This is a genomic window from Acetobacter lovaniensis (assembly GCF_014207635.1).
GTDB lineage: Bacteria > Pseudomonadota > Alphaproteobacteria > Acetobacterales > Acetobacteraceae > Acetobacter > Acetobacter lovaniensis.
The window spans coordinates 35996-61204 of record NZ_JACHIE010000016.1; the positions used below are offsets into that span (position 1 = coordinate 35996).

15 protein-coding genes and 6 pseudogenes are annotated in these 25209 nt (G+C 51.0%); 12 read left to right on the plus strand and 9 right to left on the minus strand.

What is annotated here, in order from left to right; all coding sequences use genetic code 11:
• The first annotated feature begins 146 nt into the window (after window positions 1-146).
• The 3 genes from HNR55_RS13875 (at window position 147) to HNR55_RS13885 (ending at window position 3819) form a co-directional block, all read left to right on the plus strand.
• Window positions 147-581, plus strand: a complete 435-nt coding sequence (locus HNR55_RS13875) for a DUF2946 family protein (protein ID WP_194300279.1) — start codon at window positions 147-149, stop codon at window positions 579-581.
• Between the two features lie 119 nt (window positions 582-700).
• The gene (locus HNR55_RS13880) at window positions 701-2890 is read left to right on the plus strand and encodes a TonB-dependent siderophore receptor (protein WP_166116334.1); all 2190 of its coding nucleotides are present in this window, start codon (window positions 701-703) and stop codon (window positions 2888-2890) included.
• On the plus strand, window positions 2890-3819 hold the full coding sequence (locus HNR55_RS13885) for a DJ-1/PfpI family protein (RefSeq protein WP_198911928.1): 930 nt from the start codon (window positions 2890-2892) through the stop codon (window positions 3817-3819). Before HNR55_RS13880 ends, HNR55_RS13885 begins: the two co-directional genes overlap by 1 nt.
• A 77-nt stretch (window positions 3820-3896) precedes the next feature.
• Here the strand turns inward: HNR55_RS13885 and HNR55_RS13890 are convergent.
• A pseudogene (locus HNR55_RS13890) lies at window positions 3897-4576 on the minus strand (integrase core domain-containing protein).
• Between the two features lie 380 nt (window positions 4577-4956).
• Here HNR55_RS13890 and mdlD point away from each other — a divergent pair.
• A complete protein-coding gene (mdlD, locus tag HNR55_RS13895; RefSeq protein WP_166116336.1) occupies window positions 4957-6285 on the plus strand; it encodes an NAD(P)-dependent benzaldehyde dehydrogenase MdlD in 1329 nt (442 codons plus the stop codon).
• 216 nt (window positions 6286-6501) lie between these two features.
• Here mdlD and HNR55_RS13900 read toward each other — a convergent pair whose 3' ends face one another.
• Window positions 6502-10530, minus strand: a complete 4029-nt coding sequence (locus HNR55_RS13900) for an EAL domain-containing protein (RefSeq protein WP_166116338.1) — start codon at window positions 10528-10530, stop codon at window positions 6502-6504.
• A 704-nt stretch (window positions 10531-11234) separates the two neighbouring features.
• Between HNR55_RS13900 and HNR55_RS13905 the strand changes: the two genes are divergently transcribed.
• On the plus strand, window positions 11235-12185 hold the full coding sequence (locus tag HNR55_RS13905) for a LysR family transcriptional regulator (RefSeq protein ID WP_166116340.1): 951 nt from the start codon (window positions 11235-11237) through the stop codon (window positions 12183-12185).
• 12 nt (window positions 12186-12197) lie between these two features.
• On the opposite strand, the pseudogene HNR55_RS17060 reads toward HNR55_RS13905, so the two are convergent.
• From HNR55_RS17060 to HNR55_RS17065, 4 genes and pseudogenes are all read right to left on the minus strand, one after another.
• Window positions 12198-12348: pseudogene (locus HNR55_RS17060) on the minus strand (NAD(P)H:quinone oxidoreductase); the annotation flags it as partial.
• Window positions 12349-12431: 83 nt separating this feature from the next.
• Complete coding sequence (locus HNR55_RS13910) at window positions 12432-12998, minus strand: YceI family protein (protein ID WP_166116342.1); 567 nt, start codon at window positions 12996-12998, stop codon at window positions 12432-12434.
• Window positions 12995-13615, minus strand: a complete 621-nt coding sequence (locus HNR55_RS13915; protein ID WP_166116344.1) for a cytochrome b — start codon at window positions 13613-13615, stop codon at window positions 12995-12997. Before HNR55_RS13915 ends, HNR55_RS13910 begins: the two co-directional genes overlap by 4 nt.
• 5 nt (window positions 13616-13620) lie before the next feature.
• Window positions 13621-13737 (minus strand): annotated as a pseudogene (locus HNR55_RS17065) (polyisoprenoid-binding protein); the annotation flags it as partial.
• Window positions 13738-14578: 841 nt separating this feature from the next.
• Between HNR55_RS17065 and HNR55_RS13920 the strand changes: the two are divergent.
• Complete coding sequence (locus HNR55_RS13920; RefSeq protein ID WP_166116346.1) at window positions 14579-15097, plus strand: DUF2867 domain-containing protein; 519 nt, start codon at window positions 14579-14581, stop codon at window positions 15095-15097.
• 525 nt (window positions 15098-15622) lie between these two features.
• The gene (galE, locus tag HNR55_RS13925; protein ID WP_166116347.1) at window positions 15623-16648 is read left to right on the plus strand and encodes a UDP-glucose 4-epimerase GalE; all 1026 of its coding nucleotides are present in this window, start codon (window positions 15623-15625) and stop codon (window positions 16646-16648) included.
• A 90-nt stretch (window positions 16649-16738) separates the two neighbouring features.
• Here the strand turns inward: galE and HNR55_RS13930 are convergent.
• Window positions 16739-16852, minus strand: a pseudogene (locus HNR55_RS13930) (IS5/IS1182 family transposase); the annotation flags it as partial.
• On the opposite strand from HNR55_RS13930, the pseudogene HNR55_RS13935 reads away from it, so the two are divergent.
• Window positions 16844-17044, plus strand: a pseudogene (locus HNR55_RS13935) (integrase core domain-containing protein); the annotation flags it as partial. The pseudogenes HNR55_RS13930 and HNR55_RS13935 overlap by 9 nt on opposite strands.
• A gap of 87 nt (window positions 17045-17131) precedes the next feature.
• Here HNR55_RS13935 and HNR55_RS13940 read toward each other — a convergent pair.
• The gene (locus HNR55_RS13940; RefSeq protein ID WP_166116349.1) at window positions 17132-19333 is read right to left on the minus strand and encodes a TonB-dependent siderophore receptor; all 2202 of its coding nucleotides are present in this window, start codon (window positions 19331-19333) and stop codon (window positions 17132-17134) included.
• A 430-nt stretch (window positions 19334-19763) separates the two neighbouring features.
• Here HNR55_RS13940 and HNR55_RS13945 point away from each other — a divergent pair.
• From HNR55_RS13945 to HNR55_RS13960, 4 genes and pseudogenes are all read left to right on the plus strand, one after another.
• A pseudogene (locus HNR55_RS13945) lies at window positions 19764-19942 on the plus strand (transposase); the annotation flags it as partial.
• Window positions 19943-20166: 224 nt separating this feature from the next.
• Window positions 20167-20556 (plus strand): hypothetical protein, encoded by a 390-nt coding sequence (locus HNR55_RS13950; RefSeq protein WP_166116351.1) that lies wholly within the window; start codon window positions 20167-20169, stop codon window positions 20554-20556.
• 70 nt (window positions 20557-20626) lie between these two features.
• Entirely contained in the window at window positions 20627-22957 is a 2331-nt protein-coding gene (locus HNR55_RS13955) for a TonB-dependent receptor family protein (protein WP_166116353.1), read from the plus strand.
• Between the two features lie 11 nt (window positions 22958-22968).
• Window positions 22969-24321 carry a PepSY-associated TM helix domain-containing protein gene (locus tag HNR55_RS13960; protein ID WP_166116355.1) on the plus strand — a complete coding sequence of 451 codons (1353 nt, stop codon included), beginning with the start codon at window positions 22969-22971 and terminating at the stop codon, window positions 24319-24321.
• Window positions 24322-24323: 2 nt separating this feature from the next.
• Here the strand turns inward: HNR55_RS13960 and HNR55_RS13965 are convergent, their stop codons facing one another.
• Complete coding sequence (locus HNR55_RS13965; RefSeq protein WP_166116357.1) at window positions 24324-25088, minus strand: SCO family protein; 765 nt, start codon at window positions 25086-25088, stop codon at window positions 24324-24326.
• Window positions 25089-25209: the final 121 nt, after the last annotated feature.

Sequence of the window (25209 nt, forward strand, 5' to 3'; positions counted from 1 at the left end):
TACGACTTTACTGACAGACGTTGGGCGATAAAATGAAATATCTTATCCTTGACGACCTCTGTTTATGTCTGCTCTTTTACCCTTCCTGACACCGTCAACTAATAACCCTTTATGACACCAGCAATATATTGGAGTTATCAATAGTCTTGACTACTCCCAAAACCCGACAGCAACACAAGACAACACCCTTCGCTATTTTTGTTGGGGTGCTGGTACTTATCGGGTTTGTCGGGCAACTGCTCCTCCAAGGCTTTTCCCTACCAGACGAAACTCCAAGGGCAGCAATTGAACGACTAACGGGCATTGATATCAGCCCTCAGCAAAACATGGACAATGATATGGTGATGATGGACATGCCTATGAGCATGTCAGGTCATCACCATGATACACATCATCACGACAAAAGCTGTCCGCTTTGCCCGTTGCTGGAACTTGTCGCTGTTATTCTGACGAACCTCCCCACCCTGCCCGCTTATACTGTGTATCGATATCAACAGGAAATGCGGGCACATCCTCCCAGAGCGCCACCATCTGTTCTGACAGGTCTGCCACCGTCGCGCGGCCCCCCTTTGTTTTCCTGAGCCTTTCGTCAGCTTCTGGTTTGTGTCGTCTCATCCTACACGCCGCTTTTGTGCGTGTTTGGGAGTGTTTCTGTACGACCCAGTGCTGAGTCTTTCTCAGTTCAGGATTTTCTTTAACTATGTATAAAAAAACCCGTGGCGCTCAAGGAGCGTTAGCGTGTCGCTTTATTGCGCGCATTGTCGTGCTGTCTTACGGTTTTACCGCTACGCCTTTATGGGCGCAGAGCAGCACAGACAAAACATTGTTTTCCCGGACTGGAATGTTGCCTCAGAAAGAGAAAAAGATAGAGGTCGCGTCCCAGTCACAAAGCTTTGTGATCGTTAATGGAACACGGCAGCCTGCCGAAGATTATCTTGCTCGAACCAATAGTTCAGCTCTAAAAATTCCTGTTTCCATCCAGAAAACACCAGCATCGGTACAGGTCATCACTCATGCTGTCATACAGGATCGTGGCGCTCTCAGCATTAATCAGGCCATCGAGACAGTCAGTGGTGTTGAACGTAATCTGACCTTCCCTAATTCTCTGACTTTTCGTGTGCGTGGATTTGTGGACGCTTCTACAACCTTGCGAGATGGTTTTAGAGAACAGACCGGAACCCAAGATATTCAGGGCGTTGATAACATTGAAGTCCTCAAAGGTCCCGCATCGGTATTATACGGTGGTTCAACCTCTTCAGGCGGTACCGTCAACGTCACGACAAAGCGAGCCATTGCAAACCATAACTTTCTGAATGCCGGATTATCAGGGGGAAGTTTTGGATTATTCCGTGGAACCACAGACGGTAACCGTGATCTATCAGAAGATGGAAAAATTGTAGGCCGTATCAATTTTGCCTATCAGCATGATGATACATTCCGAGACTTCGGTTACAATGAAACAACCTATGTTGCTCCCACTCTTCAGTGGACTCCCTCTCTTCATGATAAGATTGATTTCTTCGCATCTTGGCAGCTTTCAAACTATACTTGGGGTGCATCCCAAACCCCTTTGGTCCGAAAAGCTCTGGCCCTACCCCTCTCCTATAACTTCGATAATCAGACTCTTGGAGCCTCGCATCAGAACTCTTGGCGTTTAGGATACAACTGGGTGCATAAACTTTCTGATTCATCCCGGTTCCGCTCAGGCTTTGCAAGCTCAATCAGCAACTATGATTTCGGTACGGATCGTATGAGCACCTTTGCTCTCTCCACGAACGGACGAACCCTGAGCCGTGGAGTATCCAACGGCCCTCAAATGGGTAAAGATTTTGATCTCCAGAATGAATTTTCAGGCATTTTTCATACTGGGCCACTAAAACATGACTGGCTGGTCGGCAGCGAGCTCTATCAGACAGATTATAGTGCAAAAACCTATACAGCCTCACTTCCTGCACTTGTTCTTACATATCCCATTTATACGGGGGCACTAGGACCTGCACGGTTACGCTCCAATATTTCAACACAGGCAGAAGCCGCCTCGGTGTATTTTCAGGACTACATTTCTCTTTTTGATCGCTTCTATGTTCTTGGTGGGGGGCGCTATGATGCCACGACAACATCTTCTCTCAACAAAATACAAGAAATTAACACCTCTGTCTCTGCAAATAAATTCTCTCCTAGACTTGGAATTCTCTACGCAGTAGGCAGGAAAACTTCTCTTTATTTTAACTGGTCAACGAGTTTTATTCCCACATCAACTTCTTCCTTCACCGGAACGCCCCTTTCACCCGGAAGGTCTCGCCAGATTGAAGCAGGCGTCAAACAACAACTGTTTCATGATCACCTGCAAGCGACTGTCGCGGTATATGATATTCGTCGCTCAAATGTTGCCACGACAGACCCTGCTCATCCGCTTTATTCCATTGCCGTTGGCCAGCAGCGTAGTCGAGGCATAGAGGCTGATGTGGCAGGTGAGATTTTACCGGGCTGGAAAGCCGTTCTCAGTTACGCTTACACTTTTGCCAATGTAACCCGTGACAACAAATATCCTGTCAACAGTGTTCTTGCTGGCGTTGCCAAACATACCGGAAATGTCTGGACAACATACGAATTTGCCGACGGAACAGTTTTGCATGGTCTAGGCTTGGGACTGGGTATCAGAGCCGCCACCCGACGGGAGGCAACACTTCCCAACTCGTTCTACCTTCCTGGCTATTTCCGGCTTGATTCTGCCTTATGGTATAAGTTTTCCTTACACGGACGACCAGTCAGAGTTCAGCTCAATATGACAAACCTGACCAATGCCCGCATTTATGACACGAATGGAACATTCTCCATGCGTGCGGAAGCTCCCCGTTCGGCTTTGGGTTCACTTCAGGTGGCATTCTGATGATGAAATCCAACAGTTCTCTTAAGAGCGGCTCGTGCGCCGTTTTTGCTCAGATCAAACCCTCTTGCAAAGAAACAATCATGCCAAATTTACTGCCAGATGCGTCTTCCTCATCCGGTCTTAAACGACGTGCCCTTGCCACTCTTATCATGGCCTCCATAGTCTCAGAAAGTGCCAAAGCAGCAACAGGCGGTTCTGAAAAAGAGCATCTGGAGCATATGCAAGGTATGAAATTCTCTGGTCCTCCGATCAAAATTGCTATGCTTGTTTACCCGAACATGGTTCTTCAGGACCTTATTGGTCCACAGACTATTTTTAAAATTCTAGGTGCTGAAATTTATCTGGTTGGCATGACTATGACGCCAGTCTCCACCGATGTCGGTATTCCTGTCCCTCCAACAGACACACCAGCGACGTGCCCACAGGCACTGGATGTATTGTTTGTACCGGGTGGGCTAATGGGAACAATTGCCTGCATGAACGATCCCGACGTCCTCGCTTTCTTGAGAAGTCGTGCACCACACTCACGCTTTATTACAAGCGTTTGCACAGGTAGCCTTATTCTTGCCGCAGCAGGGTTATTGGAGGGATACAAAGCCACATCTCATTGGGGTGTTGTTAATCTGCTGCCGTTAATGGGCGCCATTGAAAGCCACGAACGCGTTGTGCAGGATCGCAATAGGATTACAGGAGGCGGTGTGACTGCTGGCCTTGATTTTGGGCTTACTCTCGCAGCGCAATTACGCGGGCAGGCCGCAGCAGAACATATTCAACTCATTATTCAATACGCGCCTCAGCCCCCGTTTCATCATGGCGACCCATCGGAAATTCCAGAAACCCAAATGGCACTTGAACGTAGCCGTAGAGCTTGGATGGACGGGAAAGCATTGCAAGCAGCACAAACAGCTTCAAAACGATTAAAGCTATAACGAGCGGAGGCTCATGGGGAGAGCATTGCTCTCCCCGGTAATCCCCCCCCCTTTTTAGTAGGGTTCTGACTGAGAATTCAGGCAGCTTCTTTTAGTTTCTGGGCGGGTGTGAACTCGACGTTCCCCATGTTGGGTCTGTCATTATTATATGTCCAGAGCCATTGTGTTGCGACCTCCTGCACATCCTGAATGCTTTCAAATAGAGACTGCTCCAGCCATTCCTGCCGGACAGTTCTGTTGTAGCGTTCAATATAGGCGTTCTGCTGCGGATGACCCGGTTGCGTATAGATCAGGGTAATCCCCTGTTTTTCGGCCCATGAAACCAACGTATGACTGACATATTCAGGGCCATTATCCATTCTGATAGCCCCTGGCCTGCCACGCCACTCCATAACCTGCTCCAGACAGCGAACAACCCGACAGGCCAGCGCAATGCTGACCCTGTGATGCGCCACAGCCTGTGCGGCCAGTTCCCGGTGCTGGGCTGGCTGCTTCATTTTTTTCCACGGGCTTCCTTCAGGATATCCGTCTACATGCTCAGTTCCGCATCCATACACTTCAGCCGACGGTTCTCCTCTTCCAGAGTTTTCATCTGACTGATCATCGAAGCATCCATGCCGCCATATTTCGTACGCCACCCGTAAAACGTCGCGTTGCTGATCCCATGCTCCCGGTACAGGTCAGGAACAGAGACGCCACCCTCAGCCTGAGGGATCGCACCCATGATCTGGGCGTCAGTAAAGCGATCACTCTTCATCAGAATCCCCTCATCCTTACGCTGAGAAAATTCTCTTCCAAAAGCCACTCTTTTTATGGGGGGATTACCACGGCTCTTCGACCCTTTCATCTTTCAATGCACGGAATAAGCCTCAAGTCCGCCCGGAACTGTTACAAGTTCAGTGCTACAGGACCAGTTTTCCACGCCGATCCACAAATTGCGCCGACAGGCATACACGCGTTTGTGAAAGCCCACCTCTGGTTCCGTCCATATTCGTTTTTATATATCCAACTACTCGGGATGATTGTGAGCTTGGATATACGGGCTCTGTCGAGGCTATGAAAAACTTGTTTCAGATCGAGAGGGTGTTTTTTACCGTTATATTATCACACCGACAACGCTTCACTGGGGTATCCAATATGGACTACACACCGCTTAATAAGATTCAGGACGCCTTCGACATTCAGACCAAGGCTCTTCGAGAACAAAAACTCATTGATATCAAGACACGGAAAAGCGCACTCAATACTCTGCATGCAACTATAGAAAAATATGCAAACGAAATATGCTCAGCTCTCAGCGAAGATCTGGGAAAGTCTGAGCTGCTGGTCAAAATGACGGAAATAGGCGTCGTTTTAGAAGAAATTAATCATTATATTAAAAATATGGACGAGTGGGCAAAACCACAGGTTGTTCCTAACTTTCCATCGCCTTTGGATTATAAAGGACGCGCACCTGTACAGAGCTTCATACAGCACGAAGCTTTTGGAATAGTCTATATCATAGGCCCATTTAACTATCCGTTTAATCTCGTCCTCTCACCCTTGGTCGGCGCAATCGCGGCCGGCAATCGGGCTATCATCAAACCTTCGGAAGCAGTACCCCACACGGCAAAAATCATTGAAAAAATTGTCAGTGAGGCTTTTGCTCCCCAACACGTCGCGGTTGTTCAGGGGGGACGTGAAGAAAACGAAGCACTTCTGAAACTCCCCTTCAACATGATTTTCTTCACCGGGAGCCCTGCGGTCGGAAAGATCGTCATGAAAGCAGCCTCCGAGCATTTGGCACCTGTAGTGCTTGAGCTGGGCGGGAAATCACCATTTATCGTTTTCAGCGATGCTGATCTCGAACGGGCCGCAGATCAGGTCGTTCAGGGACGCTTCACCAACAGCGGGCAGACATGTATCGCTCCGGATTATGTGCTCGTCGATTCAAGTGTGAAAGATGCCTTTCTCAAGAAAGTCATCGAAAAGGTCCAGCATGATTATCCTGATGTCGGATCGACCGGCAAAGTCGTCACGACAACTCAGGTCAAACGTCTTCTTTCCTTGATCGAGCGCACAAAAGGCACTGTAGTTTATGGCGGTGGCGCCAACCCAGAAGCACGGACCTTGCAGGCAACCGTCGTCGACGGGGTGGACTGGTCTGACTCATTGATGGAGCAGGAACTGTTCGGTCCCGTGCTACCCATCCTTACGTTCAAGAATGCGGAAGATGTGCCAACACTGGTGAATTCACATCATCCCAATCCGCTCGCGGCGTACTACTTCACCAATGATATTGAAAACGGCAAGCGGATGGCAGATTTGATCGCATCAGGTGATGCTGTCATCAATGGAGTTATGCTTCAGGTCGTATCTCCATATCTTGCGTTCGGTGGCATCGGGGCATCCGGTATGGGTGAATATCATGGCCGGAGTGGCTACGACGTCTTTACACATAAAAAATCTATTGTTGTTGCTGGATGAGATTGACATAATCTGAATAATACAGGGAGAAAACTCGTCTCCCTGTTATGAAATAACTTCGAGAAACCGGCACAAACGATTGAATTACCCTGAACTTCGTGGAAACAGAACAACCCGTGAGGTAAGAAAAAGGCTTAAGGAACAATCGGTATGCTATTAAAACAGACATGTCTTTGTTCAAAGCCCACCATGCCCTCGATGGGTAGTTGACTGATCCTAACTGGTTACAACCCGATCAACCAGCCACTCACGCAAAGTATGGATCATCTCTTCTGTCACGGGTCCGGTAGATAAGAGCCCATACCACCGGGCGGCATCATGATCGTCCCGGCCCAGCTTTTCCAGCCAGCGCATAAATGGCCCATTTTCCAGATTGGACTGCCCCGTAGCCAACTTGCCTCGTGTGGCAGTCCACATATAGGCCAGCGCACCAAGATCACTGTAGATTTCGTTCTCTTTTTCTTCCAACCTCTGTTCCGAGTGAACCCGATACCACTCCAGAAAATCGTCAGCCGGCATCGGGCGGGCAATGCCAAACCCCTGCCCATAGTGACATCCCAGATGGCGCATGGCTTCAATGACTTCCGCATCTTCCAGACCTTCGACCACAACCAGACTACTCAGGTCGCGCCCCATCTCCCGCAATGAGCGGATGACACTAAAGATTTGCAAAGGCACATCACGAATATGGTGTAACAAACCACGATCGACCTTAATGCTATCAAAGGCCATTGCGGAAAGCCGCATGAGATTGCTATGACCCGCCCCCAGATCATCCATAGCCATCTGCACACCCATTGCGCGGAAATCCCGCAGAGCTGCTTCCTGCTTGCCAGAGTCAATATCCTGTGTTTCCAGCACTTCCAATGTCAGGCGTGCGGGTGGAATATTGTAGCGCTTCAGCATATTGCCAACAATATTCAGTATATTGGTATTGGATAAAGAAGAAGGCGGCAAATTGAGCGAAAGCTCTGTGGACAGACCATTCTCATCCCACGATTTCAACCATGCCAGCCCCTGTTCCAGTCCGGTTTCGAACAGCCGGTCCAAATCATCATGCCCCAGTAATGGCAGGAAAATCGCGGGAGAAACAATCGTCCCGTCCGTATCCTTCAGACGGGCAAGAGCTTCGACTTTACGTAAACGGCCGGTACGCAGATCCACAACAGGCTGCATGAACATACACAGCCCCCCCGAAAACAGGCGCTCAAGCAGAAGAGATGAGCGCTCATCGGACATACCCTGTCTGTCACGCCATAGCTTTTCCCATTTCTCCTGCAGACCGCTGGAAAATTGCTGCATCCTGCTTGTTTCGAACTGGTTGGGACAAGCACCAAACACGGTCAGGACCAACGCCGTCGTTCCATCCTGACGCCGAATGGGAATACTTATGGCCGAATAGATCCGCAGATCGGCGAATAATGTATGCCATGGCTCCATATTGGCATCCAGAGCAATGGATGGACAGGTCTGCAACGCGCCCGTACGCCAAGCCTGAGCCCCTATAAAGTTGCCATACTGCGATTTGGTGATAACAGGCCGTGCGTCACCGCGCAGAAAAGCCTCATCCAGCACGGTGGCACACGGGCCAGCCATGGCCTGCGCGACCAGTTCCCCCTCCGCATTGGAACGAAACAGAAAAGCCGCCTGAATACCAGGCAATTTTGCCAACGCCAGCAGCGCTTCAACGCTGGCTTTTCCCCACGTCCCCTCTGCCACCTGAGCGGACAGAAAAGCCGTATAGGCTTTATGAACCCCCAGTCTTACCAGACGCCGCATCCTGCGGTCATCCCGATAGCGGGCTTCCACGATCTGTTGCACGAGGTAACGGTCATCACCCTTGATGCCCTCATTTTCCATCTCTGCCAGAAGCAGACGCAGATAACTGGTCTGTTCGGCAACAAGCACAACCGGATCTACACCAAACAGCGTGTACATTGTGCCCAGCGTATGGGCTGCGCCCAGAACGTCTTTTCTGATCGTCGTGGCAGAAGCCAGAAACTCCAGATGCTGGACTTCCCGCTCGATCAGACGGGTATGCTGATCCTGCGTCAGATGCTCCAGAAACGGTGTTCCACCATTTTTCTTCCAGATGGCAGGGATGACAGCGCTGCGGACACTCTCCCGGATTCTTGTAACAGCCTTGAGCGCACGCCCCAGCAGTTCCGCCGATTTTGTTCCGTAAGGAGCAATCGGAGACATATCCGTTGCGGCATCATCTTCCAGATCCAGAGCATCCTCAAGGGCGGAAGCAAAATGCCAGCTGGCATCATTTTTGTCCGGCTTCTGCTTGGCTTTGTACATGGCGCGGTCAGCCTGCCGCAACAAGGTATCCGGCTGGTCGCCATCCTGAGGGCAAAGCACCACTCCCATGGTCAGCCCGACTTTGGCAGTTTTACCATCTGCTATGGCAAACGGTTCCGCCACAACCGAGGACAGATTGTCCAATGCCGTGGCGACCTGCTCGTTTGCCATTTTCGTATCCAGATTTTCGAAAACAACAACAAACTCATCCCCCCCCAGCCGGGCGACATAACCGCTCTCGCGCAGGTTTTCCCATAACCGCTGGCTCAGTTCGGCCAGAACCTTATCTCCTGCGGCATAGCCATACGTATCATTAACCGCTTTAAACCCGTCCAGATCCATCAACCCGATTGCGAGGGATGTGCCGCGCTCACTCGCACGTTCCTGCGCCTTTGGCAGGTATTCCTCCAGAGCCAGCCGATTGGGCAAAGCCGTCAACGGATCACGGCGTACCCTCAACTCTTCCTCATGCCGCAATTTTTTTAAATTCAGTCCGGAATCCAGCCGATCCAGACTCTGCCCCAGCAATTCGGCAACACGCCGACACAAGATGATGCTCTGTTCATCAAACCCACCAGAGCGCGACGTGGTAAAAGTCAGAACCGACCAGACCTGCCCCCCCCGCAACACCGGAAGAGACAAAATCCCCTTCCACTTGTAATCCAGGACTTTCTGGTAGCCGTTAATCCCGAACAGTCTGGTCTCAGGGTCATTCGTATAGACAAGCCTTTTTTTCAACCATGCCTGTACTGTGATCGGAAGAGCGTCGCCCTCTACATTGATTGACCACTTCAACCGGGCAATAGCACTCCCACCCAGCCCCGCATAGGCGCGCAAGTGCATATGCCCAGTCAAGTCCGGTTGCGCCAGCCAGACCGTACTGAACAAAGTATTGTCGACCAGAGAACTGCAAACAGCATGGCATTTTTCAGCCTCATCTTCCGCCGTCAGCATGGCGGAAACAGCATTGATCAACGTACGATACAGACGCTGCGCTTCATCGCGCTCGGTTACATTCTCCATAGTCCAGACAGAATCCAGACCAGACTGGTCTTCCAGCATGACAGCAGACAGGTCGACAACAACATCCTGCCCACCTGACGCAGGCAGGTGTATGCTAGACAGTTTGGCCTGTCCGGTTTTGTACAGTTGCTCCTGAGCGCGCTCCAGTTGCTGGACTTGGCTTTTACCAGCCAGAAGGGATGACACAGAAGCATTGTGCATATCACTGGACGAGCACCCGACAAGTGCGGCGGCACTGGCATTTGCACGCTGGATCCGGTCGTCACGCAGCAGCAGGATACCAACCTGTGCATGATCAAGCTGAGTGGCCCGCGACCGTAGCTCATCGTAGATTTTCAATCCACGAGACAGAACAGTAGCCGTATCATTCAAGATGGTTTTGATGACGGGATCGAATACGTCATCCTGCTCATCGTAAACACCAAATACAGCCCAGACCTTGCCAGCCCGCCATATCGGCAGCACCGCACACGAGCGCACATCTTCCTTTTGCAGACGCGTACACCAGAGCTGCAATGCAGCTTCCCGCATAACATCGCTGCAAAAAGCCGGTTGTCCACCATGCCACACCAGCCCAAGGTAGCCATAATGTTCGGAGTTGTCGGGATGAACCGAAAAAGCGGGCTGGTGCAACTGTTCCACAGGACCACTGCTGGCCAGCAGATAGAACTCTCCCGTATCATCCGGCTGCGCAACAAACGCAGCCCGAACACGCGCAGTACGGGTTGCGGCCTCGCAAATATTCTGCAACCAGACAGTTTCATCCAGCGCAGGATCAAAAATCAGGCCAACGCGCGCCAGAAATGCGTTAAAACCGTTCTGGCGTTCCAACGTCTTACGCTGCCCGCTATCCAACGCCGCTTCTGCCAAGGAAGTCAGGCGGCGCGAATCAGGTCGCAAGGCACGCAGAAAACGCATATGCTCAATCCAGTCTTAAAACACAAAATATAGCTATTGCATGCCGGACAGGAAACTACGCTTATACCAGTCTGATATGCCTTGTAATACTCGCTGCCCCAATAAGCTCTCAGAACTCATAGTGCCGGGAACTTCCTTGCACAATTTTATATTTTATACAACAAATCTGAGCAGTCGGGCACAGATGTTGAAACCAACATCGCGCCCAATGCTTTCAGCCATATTTATGAGCATGAACAGCCAAATTAAGCTTGGAAGATACCCATTTAGTGCATTCCAACCAGATGCGGTTGGCATAAGAACTTCTGTCCGACCGCAGCAGTTATGTTAATGGCAATGGCTACGGATCGTCGCCCATTGTGGAAAACGACACGACGTCGCTATCCCCCTTCCACGGCACGGACATTCTACCAGGATCGCCGCTGGCGCTGCCAAGCTGAAAGCAACGCCATCGAACAGATTTTTCGTTATCCGGATTCCGATCATGTCTATGACTACATGGCATAGCACGATTGCCCGGACGCATCAGCTTAGACGCAGGGCTCATAGTCATGGTTGGCGTGGCCGAATTCATTGAAAGAACGGCCTTCAATCATGATCTGTTTTCCAGAATAGTCGTGTGATTGCTTGGGGGACAGATTATCCGCAGCTCAGAATAAGGTATATGGAAATTATAACCACCAACTGTTTCCAGAGACACTGTCATGCGCCTTCCTGATTTTGAGGCATGGGCCATTTTTGCAAAAGTGGCTGAACTTGGTTCGTTCTCCAGAGCGGCGGAAGATATCCAGCTTTCAAAGCCTACCGTTTCCAAAGCGATCGGTCGTCTGGAGCAGACACTTGGAGTGGCACTTTTCAACCGCAATTCCCGCCATCTTTCCCTGACGGAAATGGGACGGACGCTGCTGGGGCATGCGAACCGTATTCTGGCTGAAGCAGAAGCCGCGGAAACAGAAGCCAGAGGCGGCACACAACGTCCATCGGGACTTATCAGAATTGCAGCACCCATGACATTTGGCATCGGCCATCTGTCACCTGCTCTGCCAGCTTTTCTCGCGCAATATCCAGACATCGATATTACGGTCGATTTCAGCGATGCGCTCGTTGATCTTGTAGCGGAAGGGTATGATGTCGCATTGCGTATTGCCTCTCTTGCAGATTCATCCCTGCGGGCACGCAAGCTGTGTGATGTCCGGCTGTTGCTGGTGGCAACCCCTGAGTATCTGGATCGGGTAGGGCGTCCTGATCATCCGCGTGATCTGGAGACGCTGAAAAGTTTTGTCTATACGAATAAGCCCGCACCGGGGAAAGTTCGGCTTCGGCACATTAAAAATGGGAATGAGTTTGTCCTGATACGATCGTCCCGTTTCCGGGCGGATAACGCTGAGGCTTTTTTACCGGCTCTAGCTGCGGGATTGGGCTATGGCCTGTTTCCCGAATTCATGGTGGGAGAAGCACTGGCCTCTGGCCGGTTTGAACAGATCCTGCCAGATTGGGAAGCTCCGTCTATTGCACTGTATCTTGTCACGCCGTCCAGTTCCTTCAGACCGATGCGGGTAACCGTGCTGCTTGACTATCTGGTGGAATGTTTTGGTCAACCAGAATGGTTGGGATATGCGCAGGAAAAAGACAAAGGCAGGATAACGAAGTCCTGACGTATTACGGGCTTAATTTTTTGCGATACCCGCAACGGGCTGACCAAGGAATTTTGTACCGTCCAGTTCATTGGCACTGGGCTGACCTGATCCGTCACCAGCGGCTATAGTGGTGGCACCGTAAGGTGAGCCGCCTCTGGAAGCTATAAGGCAGACCGCTGATAAACGCCGTAACGATCGCGTAGAGCGCGAGAAGAATGGCATTGGATGTCAGGCCAGATGGGCGTGCGAAGGACATCTGGTGTTTCAACCGCCATGCGCTGTAACATCGACATCCACGCCCACTTCGAGTGCAACCCACTGGCCCGTGGTCCAGGGACCGACACCCACATTGAACGCGGAACGAACGAGTTGAAGATGGCCTTTAGCATGCAGGGCAGAGCCTGAAATGTCGATGGTGAGGGGAAGGGTAACGGGTTTGCTCACCCCTTTGATGGTCAATGTACCTTCGGCATCATACGTATTGCCACCTTTGGCCTTGAAGGCTTTTACTTCGAAAAGTGCTGACGGAAATGCCTTGCTGTCAAACCAGTCATGCCCGGGTAGCGCTCCATCTCGCTGGCTGTCACCTGTTGTGGCACTTGCCATGTCGATGCTGATCTTTGCATGGCCTGCTTCCGGGTAGGCTGGGTCAAACGAGATCGTGCCATCATACTTCCCCAAATGCCCTTCGAACGCCCTGCCAGTCTGGATACCGGAGAAGCCCAGCGTGCCGTTGCCCGCAGCAAGCGTCCAGTCGGTAGCAAAGGTCGGGGTTGAGAGCAGGAGACCAGCTACGATGACGACTGGCAGAAATTTGTGAAAGACTTTCATGGGGTTTTTCCCCTGTGGCGGGATGTGGAAGATGCACGAAAGAACGGCAGCATCTGACGAAGAACATGATCGTGCAGTACAAACTGATGCCTGAGAGCGGCAGCAACATGCAGCGTGATCAGAGCCAGAAGTCCCCACGCAGCCCAGTGGTGAAGCACCTTCAGAACAGCTTCGACCGGTGCCTTGTCAGGCAGGGTCGACAGCACCGGAAGGTCGGGCCATGGTACTGTGTCGAACAGCACAGTCGGAATACCCAGCACTGAGACAGAAACCATTGCCCAGCCACTCAGGGGCAATATTACCTGCAACCCATAGAGAGCAAGATGCACCAGATGCGCTCCTTTTTTCTCCAGTGGGAGTATATCTGTTGGCAGAGCGGGCGCAGGATGCGTAAGACGCCACCCAATACGCAAGGCGATCAGAAACATCACGGTGATGCCGATGGATTTGTGCAACTGGTAGATCTGGAACACCCGCATCGTATCGAGGAGGAGATGGTCCATGACCAGACCCATCACGATAAGGGTCAGTATCCCCGGGGCGATCACCCAATGAAGGATGACCGCTACCGTGGAATACCGCGTGGTCCCGCTCGCTGCACGCGTAGGCAAAAACATGGGCTTTAGTCCTGTTGTTCGAAGGCACCAGCAATGCGCAGCAGCACATCGTCAGACACGTAAGGCACATATATCTTCACACCGAAGTCGCTGCGTTTGATGTTACAGACAGCTTCAAACCCGGAGACCGATTGCAACAGCCACAGCAGAAAAGAAAAACGAAGTGTATTTCATGAATTGGCTCTCCGGCCAGTAATGAATGCATCCTGAAAGGCCGCACCACAGTGTTCGAAAGGAGCGCCGGTTTCTGTTCCGCTCATATCTTCATTACCGCCGGAAGAACGAGCAAGAAATAAAAACAATGGAAATATATGGTTTCCATATTTTATCTATAAAGCATAATTGGACTTGTAACGGCTTTGTGCTGATCATTTGCGCGTTTTAAGCTCGCATCAGAAGACCGACCAGACCATGAAACATACGGAAGATTTCAAGCGCGAAGCGGTGAGGATTGCGTTAAGCATCCGACAAAGGACTACAAATCGATGTCTGGGGCGCTCTCGCCGGTATCCTGATCGTGGCGTCCGGTGGACAAACAAAAACCCCAGCCCGTTTTCAGACTGGGGTTCGTGATGTGTTCGCACCGCAAGTTCAGATGGTTGCGGGATCGTGCTGCCTCCGCCGTCCTAAGACGGGTTTCCCTTTGTGTTTCATGAACAGACCGAGAAAAATCCGGCCCGCGACGTCAGGAGTGCCGGATTTTTTTATCTTTCCCTCTTAATTCTTCCCGGTTCTGTCCTCTATTTTCTGGACTCTCACTTTCATGGTTTTCCCTGCTCTCCCACGTTTAATCCGCATTCCATGGTGACGACGCAGCATTCCGCATTGCGATATGCAGAGCATCGGTTGCACCGTTAAGAATTTCATCTGTCGATTTTGGCGTTTTTGACGTCTCAAACATGAATTGACATACTAGCCCTCGTTAGCTGCCACCTTAAACTACTCTGGGAATACCGTCAGGTCATGGCTTTCAGGACAACAGTTACCAAACGTACACCTCCCCGTGAAAGCAGCCTCACCGATTGGTACACGGGCGCGGACTTTATTGATTCCTATGAAGTAGCACTTCCTCCAGCCTATACGGTAGATATGCGCGTGATCGCGCAGTCGGTTTTTGGAAAGCCTACCCTCTGGTTTCGAGCGCTGCTCTTTATCCGCGACATCGTGATGGCCCGTTTCAACGTCAAAACATCATCCGGTCTACGACAATCCGGCAACGAAGATAAGATCAACTTTTTCTCAGTTCTCGCGTCTCACTCCGATGAAATTATCCTGGGAGCAAATGACACGCATCTGGACTTTCGTCTTTCTCTGCTAGTCCAGCGAGCCGCCAATGGTCCCTCCCGCCTCTCAGCAACGACCGTAGTCCACTGTCACAATCGACTAGGCCAAATCTATATCACGGTGATCGCACCGTTTCACCGCATGGTGGTCATTTCGAACCTTCGCCGGGCTGCCGCCAATGGCTTTGGGCATGAATGAGTAGCCATCGCCAAAAAACCAGACAATCAGAACGCCAGGAATGAGGCGCAAGGCCGCCCTCTCCGTTTACTCGATCCGCATTCTCGAAAAATACCCTGAAACCGCAGCAGGCCAGTGCGCAAGGTGCGCCTTCCTTTTCGTGGCCCGATACAAAAAACATCGGGCCGTCGATCATATCAGGCAAACTCACTGAAACCAAAAAAACACAACGCAGAACACGATAATCGTCGTGCGCTGGTTCACTTAGGAAATCAGGCGCCTCGTCGTAAAGCTTGCACAACGCAGACTACCCGTCGCTCACATACTCAGATGACCCACTTTTCGACGAACACATCGGGCCAGCGCTATCCACGCTCACTCACAACACAAAATGCAACTGTAGTACTAAACACCTGGGTACCATCAATTTTACGCAACATTCCTTCGAACTTTTCAGGTTATGTTCATCTGCTGCAAACTTATTGGCCTAAATGGTAATGCTGAGTATAGTCTCGCCTTCTGGTCTTTTTATGGCGAAGTGAGCTCGTGGCACGTATTCTTCTGACTGGTGGCGCCGGATTTATTGGCTCCCATACTGCGGTAGCCCTTCAGGGTCGTGGGCACGATGTTGTGCTTCTGGATAATTTTTCCAATGCCTCCCGCTCGGTCCCTGCCCGGCTCAAGGAAATTACAGGGGTGGACTACCCCGTGCATGACGTGGACATCCGCGATATGGACGCCATGCAGCGGGTCTTTGCAACAGAGCCTTATGATGCCGTCATTCATTTTGCAGCACTCAAGGCCGTGGGGGAAAGTGAAGAAAACCCCCTGCACTATTTTGATGTGAATGTTGCAGGAACATTAAAACTGCTCACCGCCATGCGGCATGCAGGCGTGGGACGCATTGTTTTTTCGTCTTCCGCAACGGTTTATGGCGCGCCAGAACACTGCCCCATAGCAGAAAGCGCCCCCCTGCACGCCACCAACATTTACGGGCGCACAAAGCTGATCATGGAAGATATGATCAGCGACCTCGTGCGCACCGGTATGCTGTCCTCCGCGTTTTTGCTGCGGTACTTCAACCCGGTGGGCGCGCATCCTTCGGGCCTGATCGGCGAGGACCCACGTGGCGTTCCCGCTAACCTGATGCCTTATCTGTGTCAGGTTGCCGCCAGACAGCGCGACCGCCTGACCATTTTTGGTGATGATTACCCAACGCCGGATGGCACAGGCGTGCGCGACTACCTACACGTAATGGATCTGGCCGAAGCCCATTGCGCCGCAGTGGAAAAAGCCCTTGGCACCGAGGGCACCCACGCCGTTAATCTTGGCACCGGCACAGGATATTCGGTGCTTGAGCTGGTTCATGCGTTTGAAAACGCAACCGGGATTAACATTCCCTACCAGATTGGCCCCCGCCGACCCGGCGATGCCCCCGCCTGCTACGCAAACCCGGCTCTGGCCAGGACCATGTTCGGCTGGTCTGCCAAACGTACCCTACTCGATATGTGCCGGGATTCCTGGCATTGGCAATCCATGAGCGTAAAAATACCGAGCCCCATTAATCTCTGATTTTTTCTATATTGTGAGCTACAGAAGATGAAATAAATAACACATGAATACTCGCATGTTTGATAAACCTATAAATGCCTGTTTGGAAAGTCACGGATGAGCGTTTCTGCGGATGAGATTGGCCCCCATGGCGACGAGGATCATGGCGTTTGAGACGTCGATGCGTCGCTCGTAATCGCGCACAAGGCGTCGCCACCGGGTCATCCGCAGCAGAACGCTTATATTGAATGCTACAACAGAACTGTCCGGCAGGAATGGCTCGAGCAGTCTCTGTTTGAAAGCATTCAGGATGTGCAGGAGGTCGCAACACAATGGCTCTGGACATATAACAATGACAGACCCAACATGGGGAACGGCGGGTTCACACCCGCCCAGAAACTAAAAGAAGTGGCCTGAATTCTCAGTCAGAACCCCACTAAAAAAAAGGGGGGGAGACTACAACCATCACATCACGTTGTGAAAAATACAAAACCATGGAACGATTTAAAAAGAAAAACTAGTTGAGAAATTTGCCGTAGCACCAGAACCAACAAACAGCACTGTATCCGCATTGGACCAATATCGTGTGTTAGTCACGTTATTGCCGTTTGCCCGGAATGTAATCGTCTGTCCCGATACAAGATGCAGGCGATAGTTGCCACCGAGGCTTAGAGTGACATAATCCGAGACAGAAGCACGTTGCAAGCTGTCAGCTGAACGCTTCCCCACATAATACACGCCTGCATTAAGGCCTAAATTTGGTATAAAATCTGGTCTATATTCTCCGAAAGCTGATAACGCATAATCAGGTACGCCTATAACCGATTTACCATTCTGTGCGACATTTCCAGTCTGGGCCTGCACAGCGTGTGTCCATGTTCCAGAAACGGAAACAGAGAGTTCATGTGTAATGCTGCCCTGCATGGAGATTTCAACCCCTTTATGAATGGCGCGTCCATTTACAACATAGACATTATCCGGATTGGCATAGGAAAGACCTCGGTCGATATGAAAATATGCCACTGAAATAAGAGCATTCTTCAGTTTATATCGACCGCCAAATTCATACTGGCTACTTACTACTGGAGCCAGAACGGTACCTGCGTTTGCAGCACTGTCTGGTGCCGTTCCGGCACTTTCCAACCCTTGAATATAACTACCATAAAGACTGCTCTGTTTTGTCGGACGAATAACCAGACCACCAATTGGTGTAACTTTTTTTACGGTATACGTATTTTTATTTTGATTAATATACGTTGTATAATTTTCGTAACGTGCACCTCCTATAAGGGTAAAGTATTTTGCAAAACTGGCACGATCCATCATATAATAACCCGTGTCTGTATTTGTACTACCATATGTGTAGGTCGAGCCACTTACAGATAACGCATTAAAATCAATATCGACGGGATTATAAATGTTTTGTCTGAATGATTTATAGTTTGTGCGGTTCTGATCATCTTGGATCTGCGCATTCCGATTATAACCGAAAAGCAGTTCATGCCGAATTGGACCGGTTTTTACCGAACCGGATAATTCCGTGCGTACATTCAAATTATAATAGTTCTGATCTCCCGTATAAGTTGTCGTATTTGTACCCCAACCTGTGACGACATTGACGTTGGAAACATTGGAGATAGAACGTTGCCTGCGCGTCCGGGCAATCCCCCCTTCAACACGAAAAGCCCAATCCTTCCAGATGGAATAATCCACTCGCCCTAAAACATTCGTAGCCCAGGCATTATAAGGCGCGTCCCTTGCCGCATAACGGTTATGAAGAGAAGGGATTCTTGGAAGTGTAATGCGCCCATTAACAGCCGTTGGTATGGTAATGCCTCCCGGCTCGTAAGTTTCTTCCTTTGAATTTTCAATATCAAGTTTCAAAGAGAGTTTATCGGTAGGTCGCCAGTCAAAAGCCCCACTTACAAGCCATCTGTTGCCCGATATACCGTTGACGGTTGTCCCCATATTGCTGGCATAACCGTTTGCGCGCGCACCAAACTGCTTGCGCGCACCAAATTCGCGCCCGATATCAATGCCACCGCCATAGCTACCCACACTATCTCCGGTCAGGCTGACAACAGTAACAGGCTGTGGCGTTGCGCGTTTTGTTACAAAATTTGCGATAGCTGATGGAGTTGTAAAACCGTAATAAAGAGCGGAAACACCCTTCAGAACTTCGACACGCTCCTTGTTTTCCAGCATAATCGGCGAAAGGGCGATGATGGGAAGTGTACCGTTAAGGCGATAGTTTGTGCGTGCCTGAATCTGAACGCCTCTGGCCATAAAATTTGGTGTGGTGATTGGACTGGTGCTGGACGAGACAACACCCGCGACATTGCGCATCGCATCCGTCACTGTCTGAGCACCTTGCGCGTCAAGTAATGCGCGGGTCAGAACCGTTACCGTCATCGGTGTATCCATAATGGACTGATTCCGAAAAGTCCCGATCTGGACAACATCAGCGTTGAATTTTCTACTCTGTCCTTTGACCTCAATAGACTCATCAAGCTGACGTTCGGACGAGGAAGGATTGGACTCTCTACTCGTAGAATGCTTCTGCGGCAGTTGTTGACCTTTATACTGTGGAACCGAAGCATTTTGATCCGCACGGCGTGCTTCTGAAGCACGAACCGGGACAGAAAAAGCGCCACACATGATGAACAGCGTCGAGACCTGTAATCCCGAAACAAAACTCTGGCGCATGAAAGAGTCAGCCTTATGAGACGTGATATAGTATGCACCACATAATGATAGTGCGAATGATTCGCAATATATGATTTAACCGGAATGAATCTTCGCTACGCAAATAGGGCCTCTTGAAGAGCCTGACATTCCGGAACAACTCTCAGATCATGACGTTCTTCCTGTCTCACCTCCATGGAGCCGTTCCTTCAAACGCCCGTGTGAGGAAGTCGATCATGGAGCCCGGTCAGAAGCTTAGAGCAAATGAATACCACCAAGCTCCGCAGGAGGGCGATCCAGAGTAAGGATGTTCAGCGCCCCTGGGCATTCATTCCGGGTGCCGTCTGTGTGAATCGGTGAGGAAGGTTTTGCCGTCGATGCCAGCCTGATCCAGGCCGATGCCAAACGACGACTGGCTTTTCTGGGAGATGGAGGCCTTCCTCCTGAATGAAGGCAGAGGAAAAAGGTCGAGATGCTGTTCGCTCATCTCAAACAAATACTCAACTGGATCGACTGCGATTGCGCGGCCCAAATGGTGCCAGAAAGGAATTTCTTCTCGCCGCAACTGCCCAGAACCTGCGTCAAATGGCAAAGCTGACGCCAGTCAACTCCCTCCAGAGAGTCATTTGAAAGAGAAAAGAGCATCAAGCTCCTCACAAGTCTCTATCCGCCCGATAAAGCAAACGACTTTTTCAACAGAATTGCCTCTTGTCGGTCGTTGAGTGACCAATTTACGTTTTCCGAAAGCTGACATGCAATACTGCTCAAGGATCAGGGATGTCGTCATCGAAAAGCAGGATTGCCGCAATCGATATGGACTGGTGGACAGAAAGAACTTGATGTAACGGTGACACATGATCCCACGTGCTCACAGTTCAACTTACCTGCTGGCCTGCTGGCCTCTCGTATTGCTTGCACTGATTGCGCGCCTGACATTTGGCGGAATTGCTTCTCCTTCAGCACTGATCGACGATCCCCTCAAAACTCTTACAAAGCTGAGTATTCTTTGCGACGATCAGAGCACATCGTCTGATCCGGACGGACAGCACCATCGCTCGACTGCTCCCGATGATGACGGCTTCCTTCTGTCCGAGGCATTGGACCTGCTTATTGTAAGCATCGTTTTCTGTCTTTTTATGGGATTGGGTGTTGCTAGCATTCGCCAAGCATGGATGTTCACATCCATCCGGGGGCCACCAACACCGAAGCGAACTTCTCTCTGCCCACAGGGACCTCCCGCCTGATCTGAATTGAAAGAGCCGCTCACCTACCATGCAGGTGAGCATTTTGTGCTGTCTATTCAGGTTCCGTCACATGTTTCGTACGTCTTGTTTTTCACTCCCGTTTTACGGGACACTTACGGCTGCCGCCATTTTCTCGGCCAGCACTCCGCACGCTGCCATCGGTGCAGAGAAGCCCCGCTCTCCTTTGAGTCAGCGTGATTTTTCTATATCCAGAACCCAAAAAACTCCCGTCAAAACCGAACAGATTCTTGTAACGGGATTAAGTCGATCCTCTGCCCTTATACGTCCGGCAGGCCAGACGACTTATAGTTCCGACAGAAGTAATTTCGCGAACCAGGTTGGCCAGAGCGTTGCCGATATGGTGGTGACCATTCCTGGCGTCAGCTTTACGCAGGGAAATGGCCCCCGCGATACGAACATTTCCATTCGTGGATCGGGAGATCGTCAATCATGGGGACTTAAAAATATTCAGGTTCTGGAAGATGGGTTCCCCATGACCCAACCAGATGGGACAGCCCGGGCCGATCTGATCGACCCCCATGCCTATCAGGGGGTCGATGTTTTCGAGGGGCCAGCCTCAACCCTGTATGGCAATTACGCCATTAATGGCGCTATCAATTTCCGCACCCGGAAGGGAGCAGATATCCACGGGCTGGAACTGGGCTCCGATTTCGGCAGCTTCGGAATGTTCAACAATTATGCAACGCTCGGTTTAGGGAACAGACATTATGACCTGATGATCTTTGGCAGCGATGTGCGTGGGAACGGATTCATTGCGAACAGCCGCTATAATACCTCAACAGAAAATATGCGGCTTCGGGTCAATCTGACGTCAGATGATCGTCTTATCCTGAAATTTATCAACAACGTCACGGATGCTTTTCTGCCCGCAAGATTGTCACTCAACCAGTATCGGGCCAATCCCTACCAGCAGGGGTGCGCCAATGCATCCAGTGCCGCAGTCGGCTGTGCGTCTGTCAATCTGCTAGTCAATGGCCGTTATGGCGCGAAGGTTGCCATGAGTCCTGAAGCGGCCGGTCTGGGGCGCTTTGATCGGCGCACGGTGGTTGGCCTGCGCTGGGAGCATGATTTCAACAGCCACACAACCTGGCAAAACCAGTTTACCTACGATCAGCGCCATATTGATCAGCCAACGTCGCCCACGGCATATGTCGGTCCCTATAATTCCTATACTGTAAGCAGCGACATGACCAACCATGCGCAACTTGCTGGTAGAGCGTTGGAAACGTTTGCTGGTGTCAGTTTTGATTATCTCGATTTTGGTTCACAGACTTACAACATCATGCCTCTTGGCGGTGCAACACGAGGGGCCATGAGTTCGGCAAGCTATGGGCACCAGTGGAATCTTGGCGCGCGGTTCCAGGAGGACTGGCATTTTGCACCTGACTGGCACATCGTCGCCGGGCTTGGTGGCACATACTCCGATATTGGCGCAACCGAAACACTTTATGGCTATTCCACGACGGCCAGTACCCAGCGTACCATCACAGCCAATCGTTTCTATTTCAATCTCGCGCCAGAAGGCGCATTGATTTATACGCCATCAAAAGACTGGACGCTCCATACCCGTGTTGGCACAGCCTATGGCACGCCATCTTCTTCCAATCTTTTCATTACCCCACAGGGGGAATACGGGAACAATACACAGCTGAAAAGCCAGACAAGTATCGGCATTGATCTGGGCGCTGACTGGCATCCCTCCTCGACTATCAGCATTCAGGCAACGGGTTTTTACGAGTTTTATAAGAACGAACTGGTCAGCCAGTCTGCCGGTGTTAACACCGTTGGCTCTTATACCTTTAACGCCCCCGCGTCCGAACATCGTGGTGTTGTTCTGGGTATAGAATGGAAACCGTTGCCGAAAATGCTTCCCGGTGGTCGGGTTAAACTGAGCTACACCTACGATAATCAGATTTATACCAATTATACCGAGGTTCTTTCCAATAGCACGCTCTCACGCAGCTTTAGCCGTAAAGGGCATTATATCCCCGGGGTCATTCCCAATTTTCTCAATGCTCGTTTTCTCTACGATCAGCCTGGCGGTCCACTAGAGGGGCTGGGCGGATATGCGGAAGTCACGTGGCGGGATTCTTATTGGCTGGATAACGCCAATCGCCTGAAAGCACCGGGTTATGCGTTGCTTAATCTTGAAATACATTATGACCCTCCCGCCAGGTTCGGCTGGGCGCATCGTTTGCACTGGTATTTCGAGGTGCAGAACGTTGCCAACCAGACCTATATCGCGGGTGCCACAAACATCAGCGATAGCGTGCAGACCAATGGTCAGCAGGCTGGTGCCACGACACTCATGAACAGCACCGGTTCCATCTACGCAGGTTCGCCGCGTGCGTATTTCGGCGGTGTACGGATCAGGTTTTGAGGGATATTGCCATGACCATACACATTGCTCCTTTCTGGCCAGACCGTCGCACGCTCTGGCGCTGGCATTTCTTCGCAGGGCTGTTCTGTCTGCCTTTTGTGGCTTTTCTCTCTCTGACCGGAGCCGTTTATCTCTTCAAACCCCAGATTGATGCCTGGATTGACTGGCGATATGACCATCTACCCACAGCCCTGTCGCCCTCTCCCAAGCGTGACGTTCTGGCAGCTTTATCAGCAGTGCCACAGGGGGCTTTTCTGGCTTACGAACTTCCCCGGACTTCGCAGAGTGCTGCGCGTGTTCTTGTCAGCAGGTCGGACGGAGAAGCGGTACGGGTCTATGTGGACAGGAACACCCATACCGTTCTGAAAACTGTTCTGGAAGAAAACAGATTTGAGCGGCTGGTTTTTCGGTTGCACGGTCAGTTGCTGTTGGGCAATGTGGGTTCTGTCATTATGGAAATGGTTGCATCATGGACCATTGTGCTCATCGTGACAGGCCTGCTGCTCTGGTGGCCACGCCATCAGCACGGACTGGCGGGGGTTGTCTATCCACGCCTTGGAACAAAAGGACGCACCCTCTGGCGGGATCTCCATGCTGTCACTGGCGTGTGGGTATCAGTATTTCTGGTGTTGTTTCTGGTATCCGGTCTTCCGTGGTCCTTCGTCTGGGGGCATGCCCTGCAATCAGTCGAAAACACGGTTGGCCGCCTGACCTCTGTCAAGGACTGGGAAATTGGCGCAGTTCCAGCCGCCACGGTCATTGCCGGGCACCCAGTCGGACAACCACGGAAGCCGTCCGTAGAAGGCGGTATGGATATGCCAGGTATGGACATGCCAGCCGTCTCCACCTCTTTTCCTGAAGAAGAGTTAGTAGACAGTCTGGATACTGTTGTGCAGACTGCGAGGACTCTTTCCCTGCCTGCTCCGGTAATTATTACACCGTCTGATTCCATGTGGACTGTGCGTTCTGACACGCAAAACAGACCTCTGCGGGAAAGTGTGACGGTAACACCAGATGGTCATGTGACGGCACAGGCAACATTCTCCCAGAAAGGCCTTCTGGATCGGATTATTGGCTACGGCGTTGCGGCGCATGAGGGCCAGTTATTTGGAGCGGTGAACCAGGTTATCAATCTTGTGGTGACAACGGGCTTACTGATGATGAGCTGTGCAGCAACAGTGTTGTGGCTTAAACGCAAACCTGTAGGTTTCTTGGGGGCTCCGCCCGCCATGCCTTCTCAAAAATATGGAATTGTCGGTATTACGACTCTTGTCATTCTGGGGCTGCTTCTACCAGAACTGGGGGCGGCATTACTTGTTCTGGTCCTCGCAAACCGGATGTTTGCGAGATTATGTCCGACCTGACATCAGGAGGAGGGTAAAAGCCGTCTGAGTTCGCTTGCAATCTGATGAGCACTGGCATCAACGGGGATCATGCCAACCAGATGGTTTTGTCCATCCATGAGGTAAAGAAGCGAACTATGATCAACGAGATAGCCTGAACCATTGGGGGTATGAAGTCGTGCTGAGACATGAAAAGCCTTAATAACCGGCTGAAGCTGCGTTTCGGAGCCAGTCAGACCGACAATATGAGGGGAGAAACGCTCAACATACTCCTGTAAAACTTTAGGGGTATCACGTTCGGGATCAACTGAAATAAACACGGGAATAATGTTTTGTCCCTGCTTGCCAAGCTCATCAAGGGCGGCTGATACAGTCGCAAGTGTCAACGGGCAGACGTCCACACAATGCGTATAGCCAAAATACAGAAGCGTATAACGCCCTTCAAAAGCCGCCTGAGTGACGGTCTGCCCCTGGCCATTAACCAGAGTGTAAGGCCCACCGATCTGTGTATGCTCTTGCGATGTCAGAAATATTCTCAGGCCAGCAGCCCCAGAAAACAGAAACAAGATGATACCAAGCAGAGGAAATATTTTTTTCCACTCCTGCCGTCTGGAAAGGGGCTCTTGCTTGGTCAATGCAATCTTTATGGGCTTCTTACGATTCATCATGCCATCATAGCAAACAGTATGCCGAACGACAGCAATACATCCCCTTTCAATTTCAACGGCCGCTTTTATTGCATTCAAACATAAAGCTAACCTTCCGTTTCCCCCGCCCGAATTTGTCATTCGTTGTTCGCTAGACCGTTGATAACTTGACCCTGCCCCGAACGTGCCCTCAGTTTTGAGTTAGGGTCTGTGGGTTGTTGTATGCCTTTTTGGCGTGTTGAGCGAAAGCCTCTGGCGTCAT